General features: G+C 41.0%; 17 protein-coding genes. 8 read left to right on the top strand and 9 right to left on the bottom strand.

Going from position 1 to position 15,983, the window contains the following annotated elements:
• Window positions 1-44: 44 nt before the first annotated feature.
• Complete coding sequence (locus D7Z94_RS01910) at window positions 45-1,292, top strand: RNA polymerase sigma factor (protein WP_120709812.1); 1,248 nt, start codon at window positions 45-47, stop codon at window positions 1,290-1,292.
• Window positions 1,293-1,346: 54 nt separating this feature from the next.
• Here D7Z94_RS01910 and D7Z94_RS01905 read toward each other — a convergent pair whose 3' ends face one another.
• From D7Z94_RS01905 to D7Z94_RS01885, 5 genes are all read right to left on the bottom strand, one after another.
• Entirely contained in the window at window positions 1,347-2,765 is a 1,419-nt protein-coding gene (locus D7Z94_RS01905; protein WP_120709811.1) for a sulfatase family protein, read from the bottom strand.
• A gap of 12 nt (window positions 2,766-2,777) precedes the next feature.
• On the bottom strand, window positions 2,778-4,187 hold the full coding sequence (locus tag D7Z94_RS01900) for a Gfo/Idh/MocA family protein (RefSeq protein WP_120709810.1): 1,410 nt from the start codon (window positions 4,185-4,187) through the stop codon (window positions 2,778-2,780).
• 139 nt (window positions 4,188-4,326) lie between these two features.
• Window positions 4,327-4,998: an HD domain-containing protein gene (locus D7Z94_RS01895; protein ID WP_120709809.1), complete on the bottom strand. Its 672-nt coding sequence runs from the start codon at window positions 4,996-4,998 to the stop codon at window positions 4,327-4,329.
• A 5-nt stretch (window positions 4,999-5,003) separates the two neighbouring features.
• Entirely contained in the window at window positions 5,004-5,732 is a 729-nt protein-coding gene (locus D7Z94_RS01890) for a lysophospholipid acyltransferase family protein (protein WP_120709808.1), read from the bottom strand.
• 82 nt (window positions 5,733-5,814) lie between these two features.
• Window positions 5,815-6,225 (bottom strand): BrxA/BrxB family bacilliredoxin, encoded by a 411-nt coding sequence (locus tag D7Z94_RS01885; protein WP_120709807.1) that lies wholly within the window; start codon window positions 6,223-6,225, stop codon window positions 5,815-5,817.
• Between the two features lie 139 nt (window positions 6,226-6,364).
• On the opposite strand from D7Z94_RS01885, the gene D7Z94_RS01880 reads away from it, so the two are divergent.
• From D7Z94_RS01880 to D7Z94_RS01865, 4 genes are all read left to right on the top strand, one after another.
• Window positions 6,365-7,102, top strand: a complete 738-nt coding sequence (locus tag D7Z94_RS01880) for a tellurite resistance TerB family protein (protein WP_120710838.1) — start codon at window positions 6,365-6,367, stop codon at window positions 7,100-7,102.
• Window positions 7,103-7,308: 206 nt separating this feature from the next.
• A complete protein-coding gene (locus D7Z94_RS01875; RefSeq protein WP_120709806.1) occupies window positions 7,309-7,893 on the top strand; it encodes a HupE/UreJ family protein in 585 nt (194 codons plus the stop codon).
• Between the two features lie 75 nt (window positions 7,894-7,968).
• Window positions 7,969-8,406: a deoxycytidylate deaminase gene (locus D7Z94_RS01870; RefSeq protein WP_120709805.1), complete on the top strand. Its 438-nt coding sequence runs from the start codon at window positions 7,969-7,971 to the stop codon at window positions 8,404-8,406.
• 13 nt (window positions 8,407-8,419) lie between these two features.
• Complete coding sequence (locus D7Z94_RS01865; RefSeq protein WP_120709804.1) at window positions 8,420-10,045, top strand: S41 family peptidase; 1,626 nt, start codon at window positions 8,420-8,422, stop codon at window positions 10,043-10,045.
• On the opposite strand, the gene D7Z94_RS01860 is transcribed toward D7Z94_RS01865, so the two are convergent.
• Entirely contained in the window at window positions 10,042-10,248 is a 207-nt protein-coding gene (locus D7Z94_RS01860) for a hypothetical protein (protein ID WP_120709803.1), read from the bottom strand. The genes D7Z94_RS01865 and D7Z94_RS01860 overlap by 4 nt on opposite strands.
• Before the next feature lie 12 nt (window positions 10,249-10,260).
• Window positions 10,261-10,845 carry a MarC family protein gene (locus tag D7Z94_RS01855; protein ID WP_120710837.1) on the bottom strand — a complete coding sequence of 195 codons (585 nt, stop codon included), beginning with the start codon at window positions 10,843-10,845 and terminating at the stop codon, window positions 10,261-10,263.
• Window positions 10,846-10,966: 121 nt separating this feature from the next.
• Here D7Z94_RS01855 and D7Z94_RS01850 point away from each other — a divergent pair, with 121 nt between their 5' ends.
• On the top strand, window positions 10,967-11,539 hold the full coding sequence (locus D7Z94_RS01850) for a DUF3109 family protein (RefSeq protein ID WP_120709802.1): 573 nt from the start codon (window positions 10,967-10,969) through the stop codon (window positions 11,537-11,539).
• Here D7Z94_RS01850 and D7Z94_RS01845 read toward each other — a convergent pair.
• Window positions 11,529-13,502, bottom strand: coding sequence for a tetratricopeptide repeat-containing sensor histidine kinase (locus tag D7Z94_RS01845; protein WP_120709801.1), 1,974 nt, complete (start codon window positions 13,500-13,502; stop codon window positions 11,529-11,531). The genes D7Z94_RS01850 and D7Z94_RS01845 overlap by 11 nt on opposite strands.
• Before the next feature lie 8 nt (window positions 13,503-13,510).
• Window positions 13,511-14,245: a LytR/AlgR family response regulator transcription factor gene (locus D7Z94_RS01840; protein WP_120709800.1), complete on the bottom strand. Its 735-nt coding sequence runs from the start codon at window positions 14,243-14,245 to the stop codon at window positions 13,511-13,513.
• A 326-nt stretch (window positions 14,246-14,571) separates the two neighbouring features.
• On the opposite strand from D7Z94_RS01840, the gene D7Z94_RS25520 reads away from it, so the two are divergent.
• A complete protein-coding gene (locus tag D7Z94_RS25520) occupies window positions 14,572-14,772 on the top strand; it encodes a hypothetical protein (RefSeq protein ID WP_147415811.1) in 201 nt (66 codons plus the stop codon).
• Window positions 14,773-14,785: 13 nt separating this feature from the next.
• On the top strand, window positions 14,786-15,334 hold the full coding sequence (locus tag D7Z94_RS01835) for a hypothetical protein (RefSeq protein WP_120709799.1): 549 nt from the start codon (window positions 14,786-14,788) through the stop codon (window positions 15,332-15,334).
• Window positions 15,335-15,983 lie beyond the last annotated feature (649 nt).

The raw sequence follows: 15,983 nt of genomic DNA, 5'->3' as shown, positions 1-15,983 counted from the left end.
CAGCAAAGTCCGATTATTTTATTCGGACTTTTTACTTTTATAGTATGGGGGAACCAAAAAACGAACAATTGGTAGAGCATGTATTCAGGCGTGAATATGGTAAAATAATCTCCTTTCTCGTGCATAAGTTCGGCCCATCCCATCTAGAAAGGATAGAAGATGCCGTTCAGGAATCCCTAATCAAGGCAATGAATCTATGGGGCTATAATAATCCCCCGAATAATCCAACATCTTGGTTGTTACGTGTGGCCAACAACATGTTGATCGATACGCTTAGAAGGGATACCAAGATGGACCAAAAGGAAGATATTTCTGGTTTTGAACGGCAACATGCGGTTCAGGAAGAAGTCTTTTTGAACAATCGTATCAACGACAGTCAACTAAAAATGATTTTTGCCTGTTGTCATCCATCGTTGTCCAAGGAATACCAAATAATTCTTAGCCTAAAACTGATAGGCGGTTTTGGCAATAAGGAAATAGCAAGGGCGCTATTAAAGAAGGAAGATGCCATTGCCAAGTCTTTTACAAGGGCTAAGAAAAAATTAAAGGAGCATGTAAAAACACTGAACAGTCCTGTGGAGATAGGGCTAAGGTCTAGATTGACCATCGTTTTGAAAGTAATCTATTTGTTGTTCACCGAGGGTTATACGGCAAGCTATGGCGAAATTCTAATAAAAAAGGACATATGTCTTGAAGCGATACGCTTGGCACTCCTACTGTGCGAAAACAAGTATTGCAATCAGCCGGAAGTACATGCTTTAATTGCGTTAATGTGCTTTCATACTTCAAGGTTTGAGTCCAGGATAGATCAAAATGGCGATATGGTAGACTTGGAGCACCAAGATAGAAAGACCTACGATTTCGAATTAATAAGGGTAGGAATCGAACACTTGGAAAAGGCCGCAGTAGATTCAAATCCCTCGGATTATCATTTGCAGGCCGCCGTTGCATACTACCACTGCACGGCAGCAAAATTTGAGGATACGGATTGGAAAGGCATTTTGCAACTATATGACCTGCAATTGGAAAGGCAATACTCCCCAATTGTGTGGTTAAATAGAATTGTTCCCTATTATAAGGTATATGGTGCAAGAAAAGCGTTGCTGGAACTTCAAAATTTTGAAAATGGACCTTACTTTAGCAACAGTGCTCTATTTTATGCGATTAAAGCACAGTTATTGTATGATTTGAAAATTTCCGGGAGCGCAAAAGAGGCATTGCAAAAAGCCATCCATCTCACGACTAACCTGTTGGAGAAAAAACATCTTTCTAAAAAATTGAATGCGTATTAAAGCAAGCACTCTCCTTAGGTCTGTTGTTTTTCGAATTTGATAGATGGTGCCTTCTCAGTTTCTTTCGGCAAGCTGATCTTTTCCCATCACCATATTTTCCTTATGTGCTTTTACCAAGGTATTTATTTCCTGAATAACCTCAGGATGACTTTCGGCGATATTGTAGGCTTCCGAAGGATCCTCACTTAAATTATACAAAAGCGGAACGATATGATCTACCCTTTCCCCAAACTGCCCATAGACTCCTTGTGTAGTGTAATGAACTTTGTAATCCCCGGATCTGGCCGCATACAACTCTGTACCACGGTAATAGAAAAAGGAGTCACGGGGACTAGCTTCCCCATTGAAAAGAGTTTGGCTCAAATCCACACCATCCATAGGCCGATCACTGGGAATTTCTGCCCCGGCCAGCTTGCTGAAGGTTGTAAAAAAATCCATAGTAGACCCCAAATCCGAAACAACCGCGGGTTTAATGCGGCCCGGACCCCAAAAAATGCAAGGTTCTCGCATACCACCTTCCCAAGTGCTGCCCTTGCCAGCATAAAGCAGGCCTGCACTTCCGCCGTGGGTATCAAAGGGAAGCCAAGGCCCATTATCCGAAGTAAAGACCACGATGGTATTTTCGGCCAAGCCTTCTTCCTTTAGCGTATTTAAAATTTGGCCGACTCCATGGTCTATTTCCTCTATTACATCACCGTACAATCCTCTTTTGCTTTTCCCCACGAAATCTTTGGAGGCAAATAAGGGGATATGGGGCAGGTTGTGAGCCAGATAAATAAAGAAGGGTTCATCCTTGTTTTTTTTGATAAAGTCCACGGCCTCCTGAGCATATCTTTTGGTAATGGTATTCTGATCGGCAGGTCTTTCTATAATTTTTGTATTCCGAAGGAGAGGTACATTAAAGTCTTTCGTATCAATAAAGTCATTATCCGCCACGGTCTTTCTGTACCCTTTTTTACCCTCAAAATCCATATCATTGGAATAGGGAATCCCAAAATAATAATCAAAACCATTGTTGGTCGGGAGGTATTGTTCTTTATGTCCTAAATGCCATTTTCCAATACACGCCGTGGAATATCCTACTTTTTTTAACTGTTCCGCCAAAGTAATTTCATCAGCAGGCAGGCCATTTACGGAATTAGGGAAAAGTACGCGACTTTTATTACTGGCCATGCCGCTCCGTACGGGCAAACGTCCTGTCAGTAATGCGGCCCGACTAGGGGTACATACACTGGCTGCCGCATAAAAGTTGGTCCATTTTTGACCTTCAATGGCCATTTGGTCCAGATTGGGCGTCTTGATCGTGGGATGCCCGTAACAACCTAAATCACCATAACCCAGGTCATCTGCAAAAATGACAATGAAATTAGGAGGGTCTTGGCTCGAATCCTGCGATACAACCACATGGGAGAAAAATAAAAAGAAGACCATGGTAAGGCCTGATTTAAAAGGGGCCGATAAAGAACTTTTCATTGACTTCTGTTTTTAGGATATTTCCCAACCTTTTCTATAATTTCCTTTTACCCATTCATTGGCCTTCTCCCAATTGGTCACTTTCATGTTGTTTCCATCCCAAAGGATTTTGCGCCTACCGGGGTAGTCAAACCCTCTGCCATTTGCCCTCTTTTCCTTAAGTTGAAAAGCCCTTATGGCCAAGTTGCCCATTAGAACGGCTTCCGTCAGCGGACCGGACCGCTTGAAATCCGATGAGGTTTCCACGCCATTAAGACAGCCTTCAACGAAATTACGCTGATGTCCGCCCGTGTCACCTTCTATTCGCTTCAGGTATGGGGTGGGTGCATTGAACAATTTCATGTTTTTACTGGGCAGCAATCTTGCATTTCGGGAATAGGTGTCCGCCACTAAAATGCCTCTGGTGCCATAAAAAATGCTTCCTCCTCCACCATCTCCGATAGTCTCGCCCTCGCCTAGTTCATCCGGTAGGTCCGGTTTCAACCCACCATCATACCAGTTTAGGGCAATATCGCCATGTTCCTCAGTATGGAACTTTAACCGAACTATCGATGAAGCAGGACAGGACTGGCTATAGTCGGCTTCCACAAAATCACCTACCCAATTGGTTGTGCAACTGGCCTCTGCTTCCGAAGGATAGCCTAGATCTAATACTCCAAAAGGGGTTTCCATAATATGGCAACCCATATCGCCCAAGGCACCGGTTCCAAAATCCCACCATCCACGCCATTTAAAGGGCAGATAGGAATCATTGTAATCTCTCATAGCGGCCGGTCCCAACCAAAGGTCCCAATCCAAACCTTTGGGTATACGGTCCTTCCCTTGTGGAATAGGAACGCCTTGTGGCCATACAGGGCGGTTGGTCCAGCAATCTACCTTGTATACTTTGCCGATAATACCGGATTGAATCCATTCCTTCGCTTCACGACTTCCATCGCTAGAAGCCCCTTGATTGCCCATTTGGGTTACGATACCATTTTCTTTGGCCACATTTGTCAGCATTCGGGCTTCGTTGATGTTGTGGGTCAATGGTTTCTCCACATATGCATGTTTCTTTGCCTTCATAAAGGGAAGGGCAATGGGGGCGTGCGTATGATCGGGCGTAGCTACCATAATAGCATCGATTTCATTTAAATGTTGATCATACACCTTTCTAAAATCTTTGTAACGTTTGGCTTTTGGATATTTTTTATAGGTGTCGGCAGCCCTTCTATCATCCACATCACATAGTGTCACGAACTTCACTTTTTTGGTTTCGTCCAATCCACGGATTACTCCCGATCCCCTTCCTCCTACGCCAAAGGCACCAATATACAGGGTGTCACTAGGCGGAATATGTGTTTTTCCAAGAACATGGCTTGGAACAATGGAAAAAGCGGCTGAGGTCGCCGCTACATTTTTGATGAACTTTCTTCTTTGCATCTTGTCGTTGGGTTTATAAAATGGTCTCGGAAGATACAAAAATTAGGGAAAGAATTTACCCTTAGAATAGACCTATACCAACAGATTTTTTATGCGAAGCAGGGATGGCGAAATACATAAGCATCCATGTTCACAATTACTAGGATCTAGGTTCCATGGGATTCCATTCCCTATAGAACTGTTCTAGGTAATTAAGCATAAATTGATGTCGCTCTTGGGCCAAACGTTTTCCGGTATTCGTGTTCATCTTGTCCTTGAGGAGCAGCAACTTTTCATAAAAATGATTGATGGTCGGGGCATTGGAGTTTTTATATTGTGTCTTGGTAAGGTGTGGGTTTGGGGCAATTTTCGGGTCGTAGAGTTTTCTGTTTTTAAACCCACCATAATTAAAGGCGCGGGCTATTCCAATGGCGCCCATAGCATCCAACCGATCGGCGTCTTGCACCACCTGCAGTTCTTTAGAATTAAAGGGCTGTACCTTATCTTTTGTTAAACTGTTCTTGAATGAAATGTTTTGAATAATCTGCACGACATGGGCAATAGTACTTTTGGGTACTTTAAGCGACTGCAAAAAAGATTTTGCCAGTGTTGGCCCAACCGATTCATCACCATTATGGAATTTGGCGTCGGCAATATCATGTAGAAGTGCTCCTAGTGAAACTACCTGTACATCCACTTTTTCGGTCTTAGCTATATGTAGCGCATTGTTGAAGACCCTTTGAATATGAAACCAATCATGGCCACCTTCGGCCTCCCTTAAGGTTTCCTTTACAAAGGATATGGTCCCTTCGATTATTTCGGCATCCTTCATAGATCTCATACTATTCCAGCGGTTACCTGTTGTTCTGTTTGGGCGATCAACTCGTCGGCGTTTCCTTTGTTTTCAATTGGGGCGTGTATCGTAAAAGTAAGATGGTTGCCAATGCCATACGGAAACTTACCGTACTGTAACATCTTCCAAGAATTATTGATACTTATAGGTACTATATGGGCCGAAGGTGCATTTCGTAATAGTATTTTAAGCCCCATAGGTTGGAATTTTTTTGGTTTTCCGTTTCGGCTTCTGGTGCCTTCGGGAAAAATGACAGCGCTACGGTTATGCTCCTGTATGTATTTGCCCAATTTGGCTATCTGTGCCAAGGCCTGTTTGCTATCCTTTCGATCGATCAAGACAGAGCCTCCATGCCTTAGATTGAAGGAAACGCTGGGAATGCCTCTACCTAACTCGATTTTGCTCACAAATTTGGGATGATATTTTCGCATAAACCAAATAAGGGGAGGGATATCGTTCATGCTCTGGTGATTGGCCACGATAACAAGCGGTCTGTTTTCAGGAATGTCAAAGAGGTTTTTAAAAGAATAGGTGGTGCCCAAAATATGGGTACATCGTAACAAACACCAATTCAAAAGGCTTACACTTTTTTTGTGGGCCGAATAACCGAATAGGTTTAAACATATCCATTGAATGGGGTGGAAAATTAAAAGAACCAACCCGAAAAACACAAAATAGATAATGGTAAGTGGATATGCCAGGATTTTACGCATGCTACAAAATTAAAAAACCGCTTCTTAGGGAAACGGTTTTTGGTATCATTTTAAAGTGCTATACTATTGAGCTTAGAACCTCTTAGCAAAATTCATTATATGCTTCTGTCAAATTTTCGGCAATGATTTCTGCTGGCCTACCCTCAATATGGTGACGCTCGATCATATGCACCAATTCACCATTTTTAAACAACGCCATACTTGGGGAAGACGGAGGAAAGGGAACCATAAGATTTCGTGCCGCATTTACCGCTTCAGTGTCTACCCCGGCAAACACGGTAACCGTACGATCCGGTTTCTTATCGTTTTGCAAGCTTAGTTTTGCGGCCGGTCTTGCGTTGGCAGCAGCACATCCGCAAACGGAATTTACCACAACAAGTACGGTGCCATCTTGGTTAATATTCTCTTCGACCGCACCTGCGGTATATAATTCTTCAAACCCGGCCAATGCCAAGTCATCTCTCATAGGCTTTACCAATTCTTCTGGATACATAGACTCATTTTTTTGTTGATAAGCAAAGATAACCAATTCATACCTTTTTGTACAAGTGTTAACGTTTTATTGGGCGAATTGGTTTTCCCCTTGTAAGGGAGTGGATGGGGGCGTATCTTTGCCAAAATTGGGAAAGCACATGGTCAAGTGGTTTACTGCCATTTTAGGGTATTATCTTTTTCGCCTTCCGGGAGCCATTCTGGGATTTCTATTGGGCAGTTTTATCGATAATTTGAATAGCAGTGGTGGGGGTGCCCGTACTATTTTTAGGGATATTTCGCGACAGCAGGTTTCCCCAGCAGATTTTGAACTAAATCTAATATCCCTTTGCTCCATAGTTATTAAGGCTGATGGAAATGTTACCCAAAGGGAACTTGATTATGTTAGACAATACTTTGTGAGCACTTATGGGAAGGAAAAGGCGAATGCCATATTTAGGACGTTTAATGAAATTAATAAGAACAGGGAAATATCCGCCCAACGTATTTGTACCTATTTAAACCAGCGTACCCGATATGAAGTTAGGTTACAGTTGCTCCATTTTTTATTTAGTATTGCCAAGGCCGATGGTTCCGTAAGCCAATTTGAAATTGATAAAATACGTGAAATTGCGGGATACCTTCGCGTAGCTTTGCGGGATTTTGAAAGTATCAAGGCGATGTTCATCAAGTCTGCCGACAATGCCTATAAAATTTTGGAAATCGATAAGTCCGCCACAAATGAAGAACTCAAAAAGGCCTATAGGACCATGGCGAAAAAATACCATCCAGATAGGGTAAATACTCAAGATGAGGCCATAAAAAAAGGAGCGGAGGAAAAGTTCAAACAGGTGCAGAAGGCCTATGAAGAGATACAGGCAGAGCGGGGTATCGGATAGGAATCAGGTATGGAAAAGGACTGTAAATATGGAAAACCAACGCACTACTTTGCTACTTAAACGATGGTAAATTTTGAATTCAAAAATATATCCATCTGTAATCGCAATTCGGTAATTTTGCCCTAAACCCTAAACCCTAAACCCTAAACCCTAAACCCTAAACCCTAAACCCTAAACCCTAAACCCTAAACCCTAAACCCTAAACAATGCAAGATTTTTGGTTCTATATAAAACTTGGGCTGGATCATGTACTTGATTTCTCTGCCTACGACCATATTCTGTTTTTATGCGCCTTGGCCGTTCCTTTTACGTTTAAAAGTTGGAAAAAAGTGGTGCTCTTGGCCACGATTTTTACCGTTACCCATTGTTTGTCCCTGTCGCTATCAGCCTATGAATTGGTGGTCATGGATGTCACTTGGATAGAGTTCCTGATTCCGGTGACTATTCTACTGACGGCTTTTTTTAATATGATATATATGAGGACATCCCAAAAAAACAAAAGCATGTTGCTTCACATTTTGGCTACGGCATTTTTTGGACTCATCCATGGGTTTGGTTTTAGCAACTATTTTAAAATGCTGATTGCCGGGGAAGAGGAAAAATTATCCCCCCTATTGGGATTTGCTACTGGAATAGAAATCGCACAGGTATTGATCGTACTTTCCGTTTTGGTATTGGCCTATTTGTTCCAGTCGGGTTTAAAAGTAAGTCAATCCCTTTTTGTTGGGATAGTTTCTATTTTAATTATCTGTATTACAATACCCATGTTGGTCAATACGTTTCCTCTATAGGTTTTCACTTAAAATTAACCCAATTAAGGTTGTAGGGCTTTCGTAAAGCAGGTATCTTAGTGCCTTTCAGTAAGTATGAAGGAGAGCAAGCAAGAGAAATATGACAAGGCCTATTTGCGAATGGCTCAGGAATGGGGCAAGCTCTCCTATTGTAAGCGTAAACAGGTTGGGGCCATCATTGTAAAAGATCGGATGATCATTTCAGATGGCTATAACGGAACGCCAACGGGTTTTGAAAATATCTGTGAAGACGATGAAGGGTATACCAAATGGTATGTTCTTCATGCGGAGGCCAATGCCATAAGTAAAGTAGCTTCGTCCACACAGTCCTGTGAAGGAGCTACCTTGTACATTACCCTTTCCCCCTGTAAGGAATGTAGTAAACTGATTCATCAGTCTGGCATAAAACGTGTGGTCTACCAAACGGCATATAAAGATAACTCCGGATTAGAGTTTTTAAAAAGGGCTGGAGTAGAACTGGTCCATATGGACCAAATCGAAACGGTCATCTAAGTAAAGACACCAAATGAGCAAAAAATATAGTTACATCTGGCCAACCATTATCGCCGCAGCACTGGCGCTGGGCATTTTTGTTGGGGGCAAGCTTCATTTTAATGACACGCCAGAGAAGCTTTTCACTACAAATTCGAAGAAAGATAAGCTAAACCGACTAATTGATTATATCGATTATGAATATGTGGACGAAATCAATACGGATAGCATTGTGGATGTAACTGTCAACAATATCCTGGAAAAACTGGATCCACATTCGGTTTATATTCCCAAACAGGAAATGAGCAAGGTGTCCGAAAATATGAAAGGGGATTTTGTAGGTATCGGGGTAAATTTTTATTCCTATAGGGATACCATTTCCGTAATTAGGACGATAGATAAGGGGCCCAGTTTTTTGAAGGGTATCAAAGCGGGAGATCGGATTTTAATGGCTGATAACGATACACTTTATGGTAGAAACCTGCCGAGCGACCGTATAGTAGAAAAATTGAGGGGCAAAAAGGGTACGAATGTTCAATTAAAGGTTTATCGAAAAGCTGAGGAACGGGTGTTTACCGTAGATGTAAAACGGGATATTGTACCCATTAAGAGCGTACAGGCCTATTACATGCTTACTCCGGATATGGGCTATATGAAGGTAAACCGTTTTGCGGAATCTACCTTTAAGGAATTTAAGGAGGCACTTAAGGAGCTGAGCAGGCGAGGGGCAAAGAAATTGACATTAGACCTAAGGGACAACCCAGGAGGGTATTTAGGAATAGCTGAACAAATGGCGGACGAATTTTTGGAGGAGGGTAAATTAATTCTCTTTACCAAGAACAAAAAAGGAAGAATAGACAAAATTTACGCCACGGATAATGGAAGTTTTGAGGACAAGCCCGTTTTTGTGCTTATCAACGAAAGATCGGCATCGGCAAGTGAAATCATTGCAGGAGCGTTACAGGATAATGATATTGGCACCATTGTGGGTCGTCGTTCCTTTGGGAAAGGGTTGGTCCAGCGAGAAATGGAACTGGGCGATGGTTCAGCAGTGCGATTAACGGTTTCCCGCTACTACACTCCTACGGGTCGCAGCATACAAAAGACCTACAAGAATGGAACCAAGGACTACTACAAAAAGTTTACCGATCGTTACCACAATGGGGAACTGGTCTCTGTGGATAGTATAAAAGTTGCGGATTCCCTTAGGTTTACTACCCCGAACGGTAAGGTCGTCTATGGCGGGGGCGGGATTATCCCTGATGTTTTTGTGCCCATAGGGACAAATGAAGAGGAGGCTGTAGAAAGTATGGATAGCCTAGGGTTCCTGTCCTTTTTTATTTTTGAACATTTGGACGAGGATAGGAGACGCTATGCGGATTGGACAGAAGAAAGATTTGTAAGCGATTTTAGGGTCGATGATATTTTGTTCGAGCAGTTCGTGGATTATTCCATCTCCCGAAACCTGAAAATGAACTTTTATGATTTTGAAGACCGCATTAAGCTTTACCTTAAAGCAGCCTTGGGCGAACAGTTGTTCGGCCCTAATGTACATGCCAAAATTAAGGCCGCTGCCGATGCCATGTTACAAGAGGTATTAGAACTGGACAGACCCACCATACGGCAAGGTGATGCTGAAAAGATAGAATCACAGAACTAATTGTCTTCGTTGATTTTCTTTTGGATCTTTTTTGAGGTAATGTATATCAACAGTAGAACTATAGCACACAGAGAAGCCAAAATACCTATCAGTGCTATAGTACTATCTCCCTGAAGTGGATTCCCAAAATCTACCAAGGTAACATTATAGGCAATTAGGCCTAGGGCCAAGATAATTAAGATTATAGTCAAAGTCCTGTTCATGGGAATTACAAATTAAGAAGCCAACAATTGATTGATGTTTGAGGCGAACAATTTTACGGCTATCGCCAAAATGATTACCCCGAATACCTTTCTGATAATGCTTAAACCACCCTTTCCCAAAACCCTCTCGATTTTCTTGGAAGATTTCAATACAAGGTAGACAAAGATCGTATTTAAAATAATGGCAACAATGATGTTCTCCACATAAAATTCCGCACGAATGGAAAGGATGGATGTCATGGTTCCGGCCCCGGCAATCAGAGGAAAGGCTATGGGCACAATGGAGGCACTCTTAGGTTCATCATCCTTGTATAGGGTAATGCCCAAAATCATCTCAATAGCCAAAAAGAACAGGATGAAGGCCCCGGCTACCGCAAAGGAATTTATATCGATGCCTATGAGATTAAGGATTTCCTCGCCTACAAAAAGGAATGCGACCATAAGGCATGCAGCTACAATGGAAGCTTTTCCGGATTGTATATGCCCCACTTTGTTCCTAAGACTTATGATTATCGGAATGCTGCCCACAATATCGATTACCGCAAAAAGTATCATTGTAGCAGAGGCAATTTCCCTTACATTAAAATGTAATGACATGGTTGACAAATTTGTGCCAAATGTACGTTGAAACGGCAGCTTTTGGATGACCATTTCAAAAAATAATTGCGCTGGAAGTATTTAGGAAAACCTATCTTTGAATGCCCTAATAAAATAGGCTATGTTTCAACTGGGAAAGACTATTATTTCCGAAGAAATATTGGAAAATGATTTTGTTTGTAACCTTACGGCATGTAAGGGTGCATGTTGCGTTGATGGTGAGGCCGGGGCACCTTTAGAAGAGAGGGAAACCGAAATCTTAGTGGATATTTATAAGCAGGTCAAGCCATTTTTACGTGAAGATGGAATTGCCGCAATTGAAGAACAAGGTGCATTTGTAAAGGGAGAGGACGGTGAATGGGAAACACCTCTGATAAACAATAGTGAGTGTGCCTATGTGGTATATTCAGGAAAAGGTATCGCAAAGTGTGGTCTTGAAGAAGCCTATAATAAAGGAGCTACCCAGTGGAGAAAGCCGGTTTCCTGTCATTTGTACCCCATTCGTGTTAAGGAATATTCGGAGCTGATCGCTGTTAACTATCACAAGTGGCAGATTTGTGACCCCGCCTGCACTCTAGGAGAAGAACTGAAGGTCCCTATTTACAAATTTGTAAGGGAGGCATTGATTCGAAAATTTGGTGAAAAATGGTATACAGAGTTGGAAGTAATCGCCAGGGAACACCTTAAACAGTAGGTATGTGTAGTATCACCTTGGTCCCCGATGATTTTCCGTTTTCATCGAAAAGGTCTATTATTTCCACCTCAAATGAATTTTGATAGTCCCGAGAAAAATTGGCGAGACGCTCCTTGGTAATATCAATGCCCACGGACTTACGTTTTAACACTTTTCCTTCCTTTATTTTTTCAGCGGCATCCCTTCCTACGCCGTTATCCATAATGGCAATGTGTACAAAACCATCCTTTCCCTTACTTATATGGAGACCGATCTTTTTTTCCCCTTCTTTGGAAGAAAGTCCATGCCAAAGGGCATTTTCCAAGAACGGTTGTAAAATTAACGATGGAATCTTTATCTGATGTACGTCAATATCCCCGTCCACTATTATTTTAAAATCGATTTCATTGGAAAACCTTATGTTCTCTATATTCATATAAAGCTCTACCGTTTCCAGTTCCTCGGCCAAGGGTATTTCCTTAAGGGAAGATGCCTCCAGGATTTTACGTATCAACTTAGAGAATTTGTTCAAATAATGAACCGCGTTTTTTTGTTCATTGTTGATGATATACAGTTTAATGGAGTTAAGGGAATTGAACAAAAAATGGGGGTTCATTTGACTACGAAGCATACTCTGCTCCAAGGTAAGTAGCTTCTTCTCGTTCTTAAGCTGATATTGGCGATAAAGAATGTAGAAAATACCGGCTAGCAAGGCCAAAGCTATTCCACTCGCTAGAAGCGTTTGGTTATTCTTCCGAAGCTTTAACCGAACAATTTCGTTTTCCTTCGCAAGGACTTCGATTTGGTTGCCCTTCTTTTCGGAGTCATACCTGAAAATAACATCGTTTACATAGCGAACGGTACTTTCATTCAGAATTTCCTTGTCCAGATTTTCAGCTTTTAGTTTGTAGTTCAAGGCTTGTCTGTAGTCACGGGTTTGCTGGAATAATTCGGATAAAAGATGACTGGCTTGGGCAGACTCCTTCCGCAGATTATACTTCTCCGCAATTTGTAACCCTAGCAACATATTTTCTTTAGCTTCTTTAAATTGTTCTGCCAATAATTGTGCCCATCCAAGATTTATCCGGGCCGGGGATAATAGAAAACCATCGCCCAATCGCTCTGCAATGACCAAGGTAGGCTCAAGGATTTCTACGGCTTCTTCGGACCTATCCTGTTTAATGTATATTTGGGCTATGCTGTTCTTACAGATAACACGCCCCATATCATTGTCCAGTTCCTCATTATAAGAGAGGGAAGTCCTATAGTTTTCCAGTGCTTCACCCAATTGGCCTTGCTCTTCTAGACATTCCCCGATATTTTGGTAATTAATGGCTAGACCCAGAGTATTACCCAATTCCTCTTCCAGAGTTAAGGACCTCTCAAAATGTTCTATGGCCAGATCATATTGCTTTAAAAGTTGGTATAGATTGCCAATACGGTTTAGGGACACGTTTATGTTTCGTTTCAAACCTGTGGAAGGACTCTCAACGGTTTCCGCCAGTTCCAATGCCTTTTGATTATAATCCATTGCCGTTCGTATGGAAGAAGTTCTCGTGTAGACAACGCCCAACATGTTTAGACTGGACACCCTGAACTCCAAATCATTGGATTTAGTGGCCAAATCCAAAGCCTTCTGATGTAGTGCAATAGACTTAGTATATTCCGATAGATTGCGATATCTTCTACCCAGCTGATTTAGGGCATAGGTTTGTCCTTTGATATATCCACTTTGGGCCGCGGAATTTGCGAGATACCGCATTAATACGGTATCGTTTCGATGGGACCTTAGCAGCACATGTATTTGGGTGTAATTTGGATCGGATTGTATTATACTATCCGTTGTTTTCTTAAAGCTGGCGGGAACGAATTGTGAAACACTACTATAGGAAACAAAAAACAGGAATAATAGCCAACATATTTTTTGCTTGGTAAAAACCAAAAAAAAACCAAGAGGCGCTAATTGTTTGATTCTGGACCGCATATAGTGACCTATAATTTGTCCAAAAAATCGGATTTCTTTTGTCTGGAAACAGGGATTTTATGGTTGGATTTTAGCACAACATAACCATCCGTTTTTAGGAACTCTTTTATTTTGTTTAGATTAATGATATAGGAATTGTGTATCCGAAAAAAAGAATCGTCCGGGAGTAGTTCATTTACTTCCTTAAGTTTTTTCGTCAAGACTATCTTCTGCCCATCCACCAAGTAAATAGTACTGTAATTCCCATCGGATTCGGCATACAGTATTTCCTCACTTTCCAAGAACAACAACTTGCCATCTGTATTGAAGGTAATCTTCTTATGGACCGGGTTGGCGTTGAAATTAAGCAAAATATTTTCCAATCTTTCCGCTGTAAAACTCTTTGTGTTATATTTTTTGATTTTTACAATGGTATCCTTAAGATCGTCCGTGTCTATCGGTTTTAATAGATAGTCTATAGCTTCGTTCTTTAGGGCTTTTATGGCATACTGGTTATAGGCCGTGGTAATGACCACCGGAAAACTTTTGTTCCCTAGCTTTTGAATAAATTGAAACCCGTCCATAGTGGGCATCTCTATATCCAAAAACAGGCAATCCGGGGTGTTTTTCCCCAGATATACCAAAGCTTCCAACGGGTCGGTAAAAGAGGCCAAAACTTTTATCTCATCGCTAAAATTGGTAAGCTCCCAGGAAAGACTTTGGAGAGCTTTGGCTTCATCATCCACTATTACGGCTTCCAACATAACTTTTAAAGGTAATTAAATCAAATATAAAAATACAGGTCAATTTAAAGTAAAAAGATGTACTGATGGGGGCAAATTAAGTGTAGCTGGCCCAAAAAGAAACAAGGATGGTAGATTTTGGGCATTTTGGAATATCCTTTAAATTGACCTTTATTTTTTTTGTAAAACAACCAAGGTTACCATTCATACAGGATATTTTACCGTTCATACAGAATTGTTTTTTGAATGCGGCACCATGTTATACTTTAGATTCATTAAAATTCAGATTTGTTTAAGTTCTCCCCACTCAGATGTAAAAATCGAACAATAGAACCAAAAACAGAGTTATGAAAAAATGTATGCTGATGTTCATCCTTTTGGTGCTTACAATCATCATCGCCACAATGTCGGAGAAAAAGGATGAGAAGATATTGAGCTATAGTCTTGCCAATCCAGAAGTTACCTTGAGTAATTCAACTTTAAGCCAGGAAGGCCAAGTTGTAAGAACTTCTTATAAGGAGGAGCCCTCCAGCAAAACTCAGAAATAATTTATTGGTAACCATGTCTCAATTCATTATCAAAGTAGCCAAAGTAGGTTTACTTGCGTTATTGCCATTATTTCTAATCTCCAATTATCGGTTAGAAGTGCCCCTTGGGAATCCAAATGAATTAGGGAGTAAGTATATCCTGGAGGCTACAGGTGTTGTAAATACTGTTTTTGAAGGCAAGGTTAGGTTTGAGACCTCAATTAAGGAGGCAAATAACGGAACTTTCACCTCCACTTTGGTTCTTAAATTGGAAAATGTTGAAGAAGGCCATCAACATGCCTTGGAATTTCTAATTTCTCAGCAGGACAGCTCCAATGAACTACCCGTTGGAACCTACAAGGTGACCAAGAATATCGAAGGATTCATGGATAGTTTTGATGGAATCTTTGGATATGCAAACTTCAAAGCCCTTGGGGAGCTTCCTTTTTTTGCTAAACAAGGCACAATCACTATTTCTGGGTTACATGATGATTTTTTGCAAGGATCTCTAGAGATTACCATGTACAATGCTGATGAGCAGGAGATTACCATTTCAGGAAGTTTTGTGGCAAGTCCACTATGAAAAAATAATGCAAATAATCGACATCAAAGTTTGTTAATGATTCGTATAGGAAACAAGTGTAAAATGTTTTACTCTTGTAATATATTTTTTAACAAAGGTGTGGTTGAATTGAAATTTCTTATTTTTACGGTAATCTAATGATATTTTGGCCTACATTTAATTTCAAATTATATTTATTTTTTGGCCCCCTCTTACCATAGTTGAATTCATTTATGTACAATGTCTATTTTAATAAATAGCATTAGGTCAAATGTATTTTCTTAAGGATATGGGATGTATTCTATGAAAACGAAAAAATTATGAAGAACTAAATAGCACTGCCAATCCAGTATGTACGGCTCTAATGAATCGTTGCGTAACGGATACCGAACCAACTCGTTGGTTTTTGCTCGATTATAGGTTTCGGGGGAACTACCTGAATCAGCATCCTTCGCGATGAGCATCAGTTAATGATGTAATTAGATGGCCGTACGGTTTGGCGGTATTAGTAAATGCTTTTTATAGTGGGAAAACCTTAGTTCTTACAGCGTTCCGATTTGAAACCTAAAAAAGTGAAAGGAAAGCTGATGGAACGAAAAGACTTTCTTAAAAACTTCCACGGCTACATTGGCCAATAGACCGAAAAGTATGTTTTTTTCATACTTTTCGG

The sequence above is a fragment of the Ulvibacterium marinum genome, from assembly GCF_003626755.1.
GTDB lineage: Bacteria > Bacteroidota > Bacteroidia > Flavobacteriales > Flavobacteriaceae > Ulvibacterium > Ulvibacterium marinum.
Note: the sequence above shows the minus strand (reverse complement) of the source record. Positions and strands in the feature narration are given on the sequence as shown.

Coding starts and splice junctions, on each gene's coding strand:
- D7Z94_RS01855 (WP_120710837.1), bottom strand. CDS start 10,845: ATGTCATTACATTTTAATGTAAGGGAAATTGCCTCTGCTACAATGATA.
- D7Z94_RS01840 (WP_120709800.1), bottom strand. CDS start 14,245: ATGTTGGAAGCCGTAATAGTGGATGATGAAGCCAAAGCTCTCCAAAGT.
- D7Z94_RS01905 (WP_120709811.1), bottom strand. CDS start 2,765: ATGAAAAGTTCTTTATCGGCCCCTTTTAAATCAGGCCTTACCATGGTC.
- D7Z94_RS01875 (WP_120709806.1), top strand. CDS start 7,309: ATGCAAGATTTTTGGTTCTATATAAAACTTGGGCTGGATCATGTACTT.
- D7Z94_RS25520 (WP_147415811.1), top strand. CDS start 14,572: ATGAAAAAATGTATGCTGATGTTCATCCTTTTGGTGCTTACAATCATC.
- D7Z94_RS01895 (WP_120709809.1), bottom strand. CDS start 4,998: ATGAAGGATGCCGAAATAATCGAAGGGACCATATCCTTTGTAAAGGAA.
- D7Z94_RS01865 (WP_120709804.1), top strand. CDS start 8,420: ATGAGCAAAAAATATAGTTACATCTGGCCAACCATTATCGCCGCAGCA.
- D7Z94_RS01910 (WP_120709812.1), top strand. CDS start 45: ATGGGGGAACCAAAAAACGAACAATTGGTAGAGCATGTATTCAGGCGT.
- D7Z94_RS01900 (WP_120709810.1), bottom strand. CDS start 4,187: ATGCAAAGAAGAAAGTTCATCAAAAATGTAGCGGCGACCTCAGCCGCT.
- D7Z94_RS01860 (WP_120709803.1), bottom strand. CDS start 10,248: ATGAACAGGACTTTGACTATAATCTTAATTATCTTGGCCCTAGGCCTA.
- D7Z94_RS01890 (WP_120709808.1), bottom strand. CDS start 5,732: ATGCGTAAAATCCTGGCATATCCACTTACCATTATCTATTTTGTGTTT.
- D7Z94_RS01850 (WP_120709802.1), top strand. CDS start 10,967: ATGTTTCAACTGGGAAAGACTATTATTTCCGAAGAAATATTGGAAAAT.
- D7Z94_RS01870 (WP_120709805.1), top strand. CDS start 7,969: ATGAAGGAGAGCAAGCAAGAGAAATATGACAAGGCCTATTTGCGAATG.
- D7Z94_RS01835 (WP_120709799.1), top strand. CDS start 14,786: ATGTCTCAATTCATTATCAAAGTAGCCAAAGTAGGTTTACTTGCGTTA.
- D7Z94_RS01880 (WP_120710838.1), top strand. CDS start 6,365: ATGGTCAAGTGGTTTACTGCCATTTTAGGGTATTATCTTTTTCGCCTT.
- D7Z94_RS01885 (WP_120709807.1), bottom strand. CDS start 6,225: ATGTATCCAGAAGAATTGGTAAAGCCTATGAGAGATGACTTGGCATTG.
- D7Z94_RS01845 (WP_120709801.1), bottom strand. CDS start 13,502: ATGCGGTCCAGAATCAAACAATTAGCGCCTCTTGGTTTTTTTTTGGTT.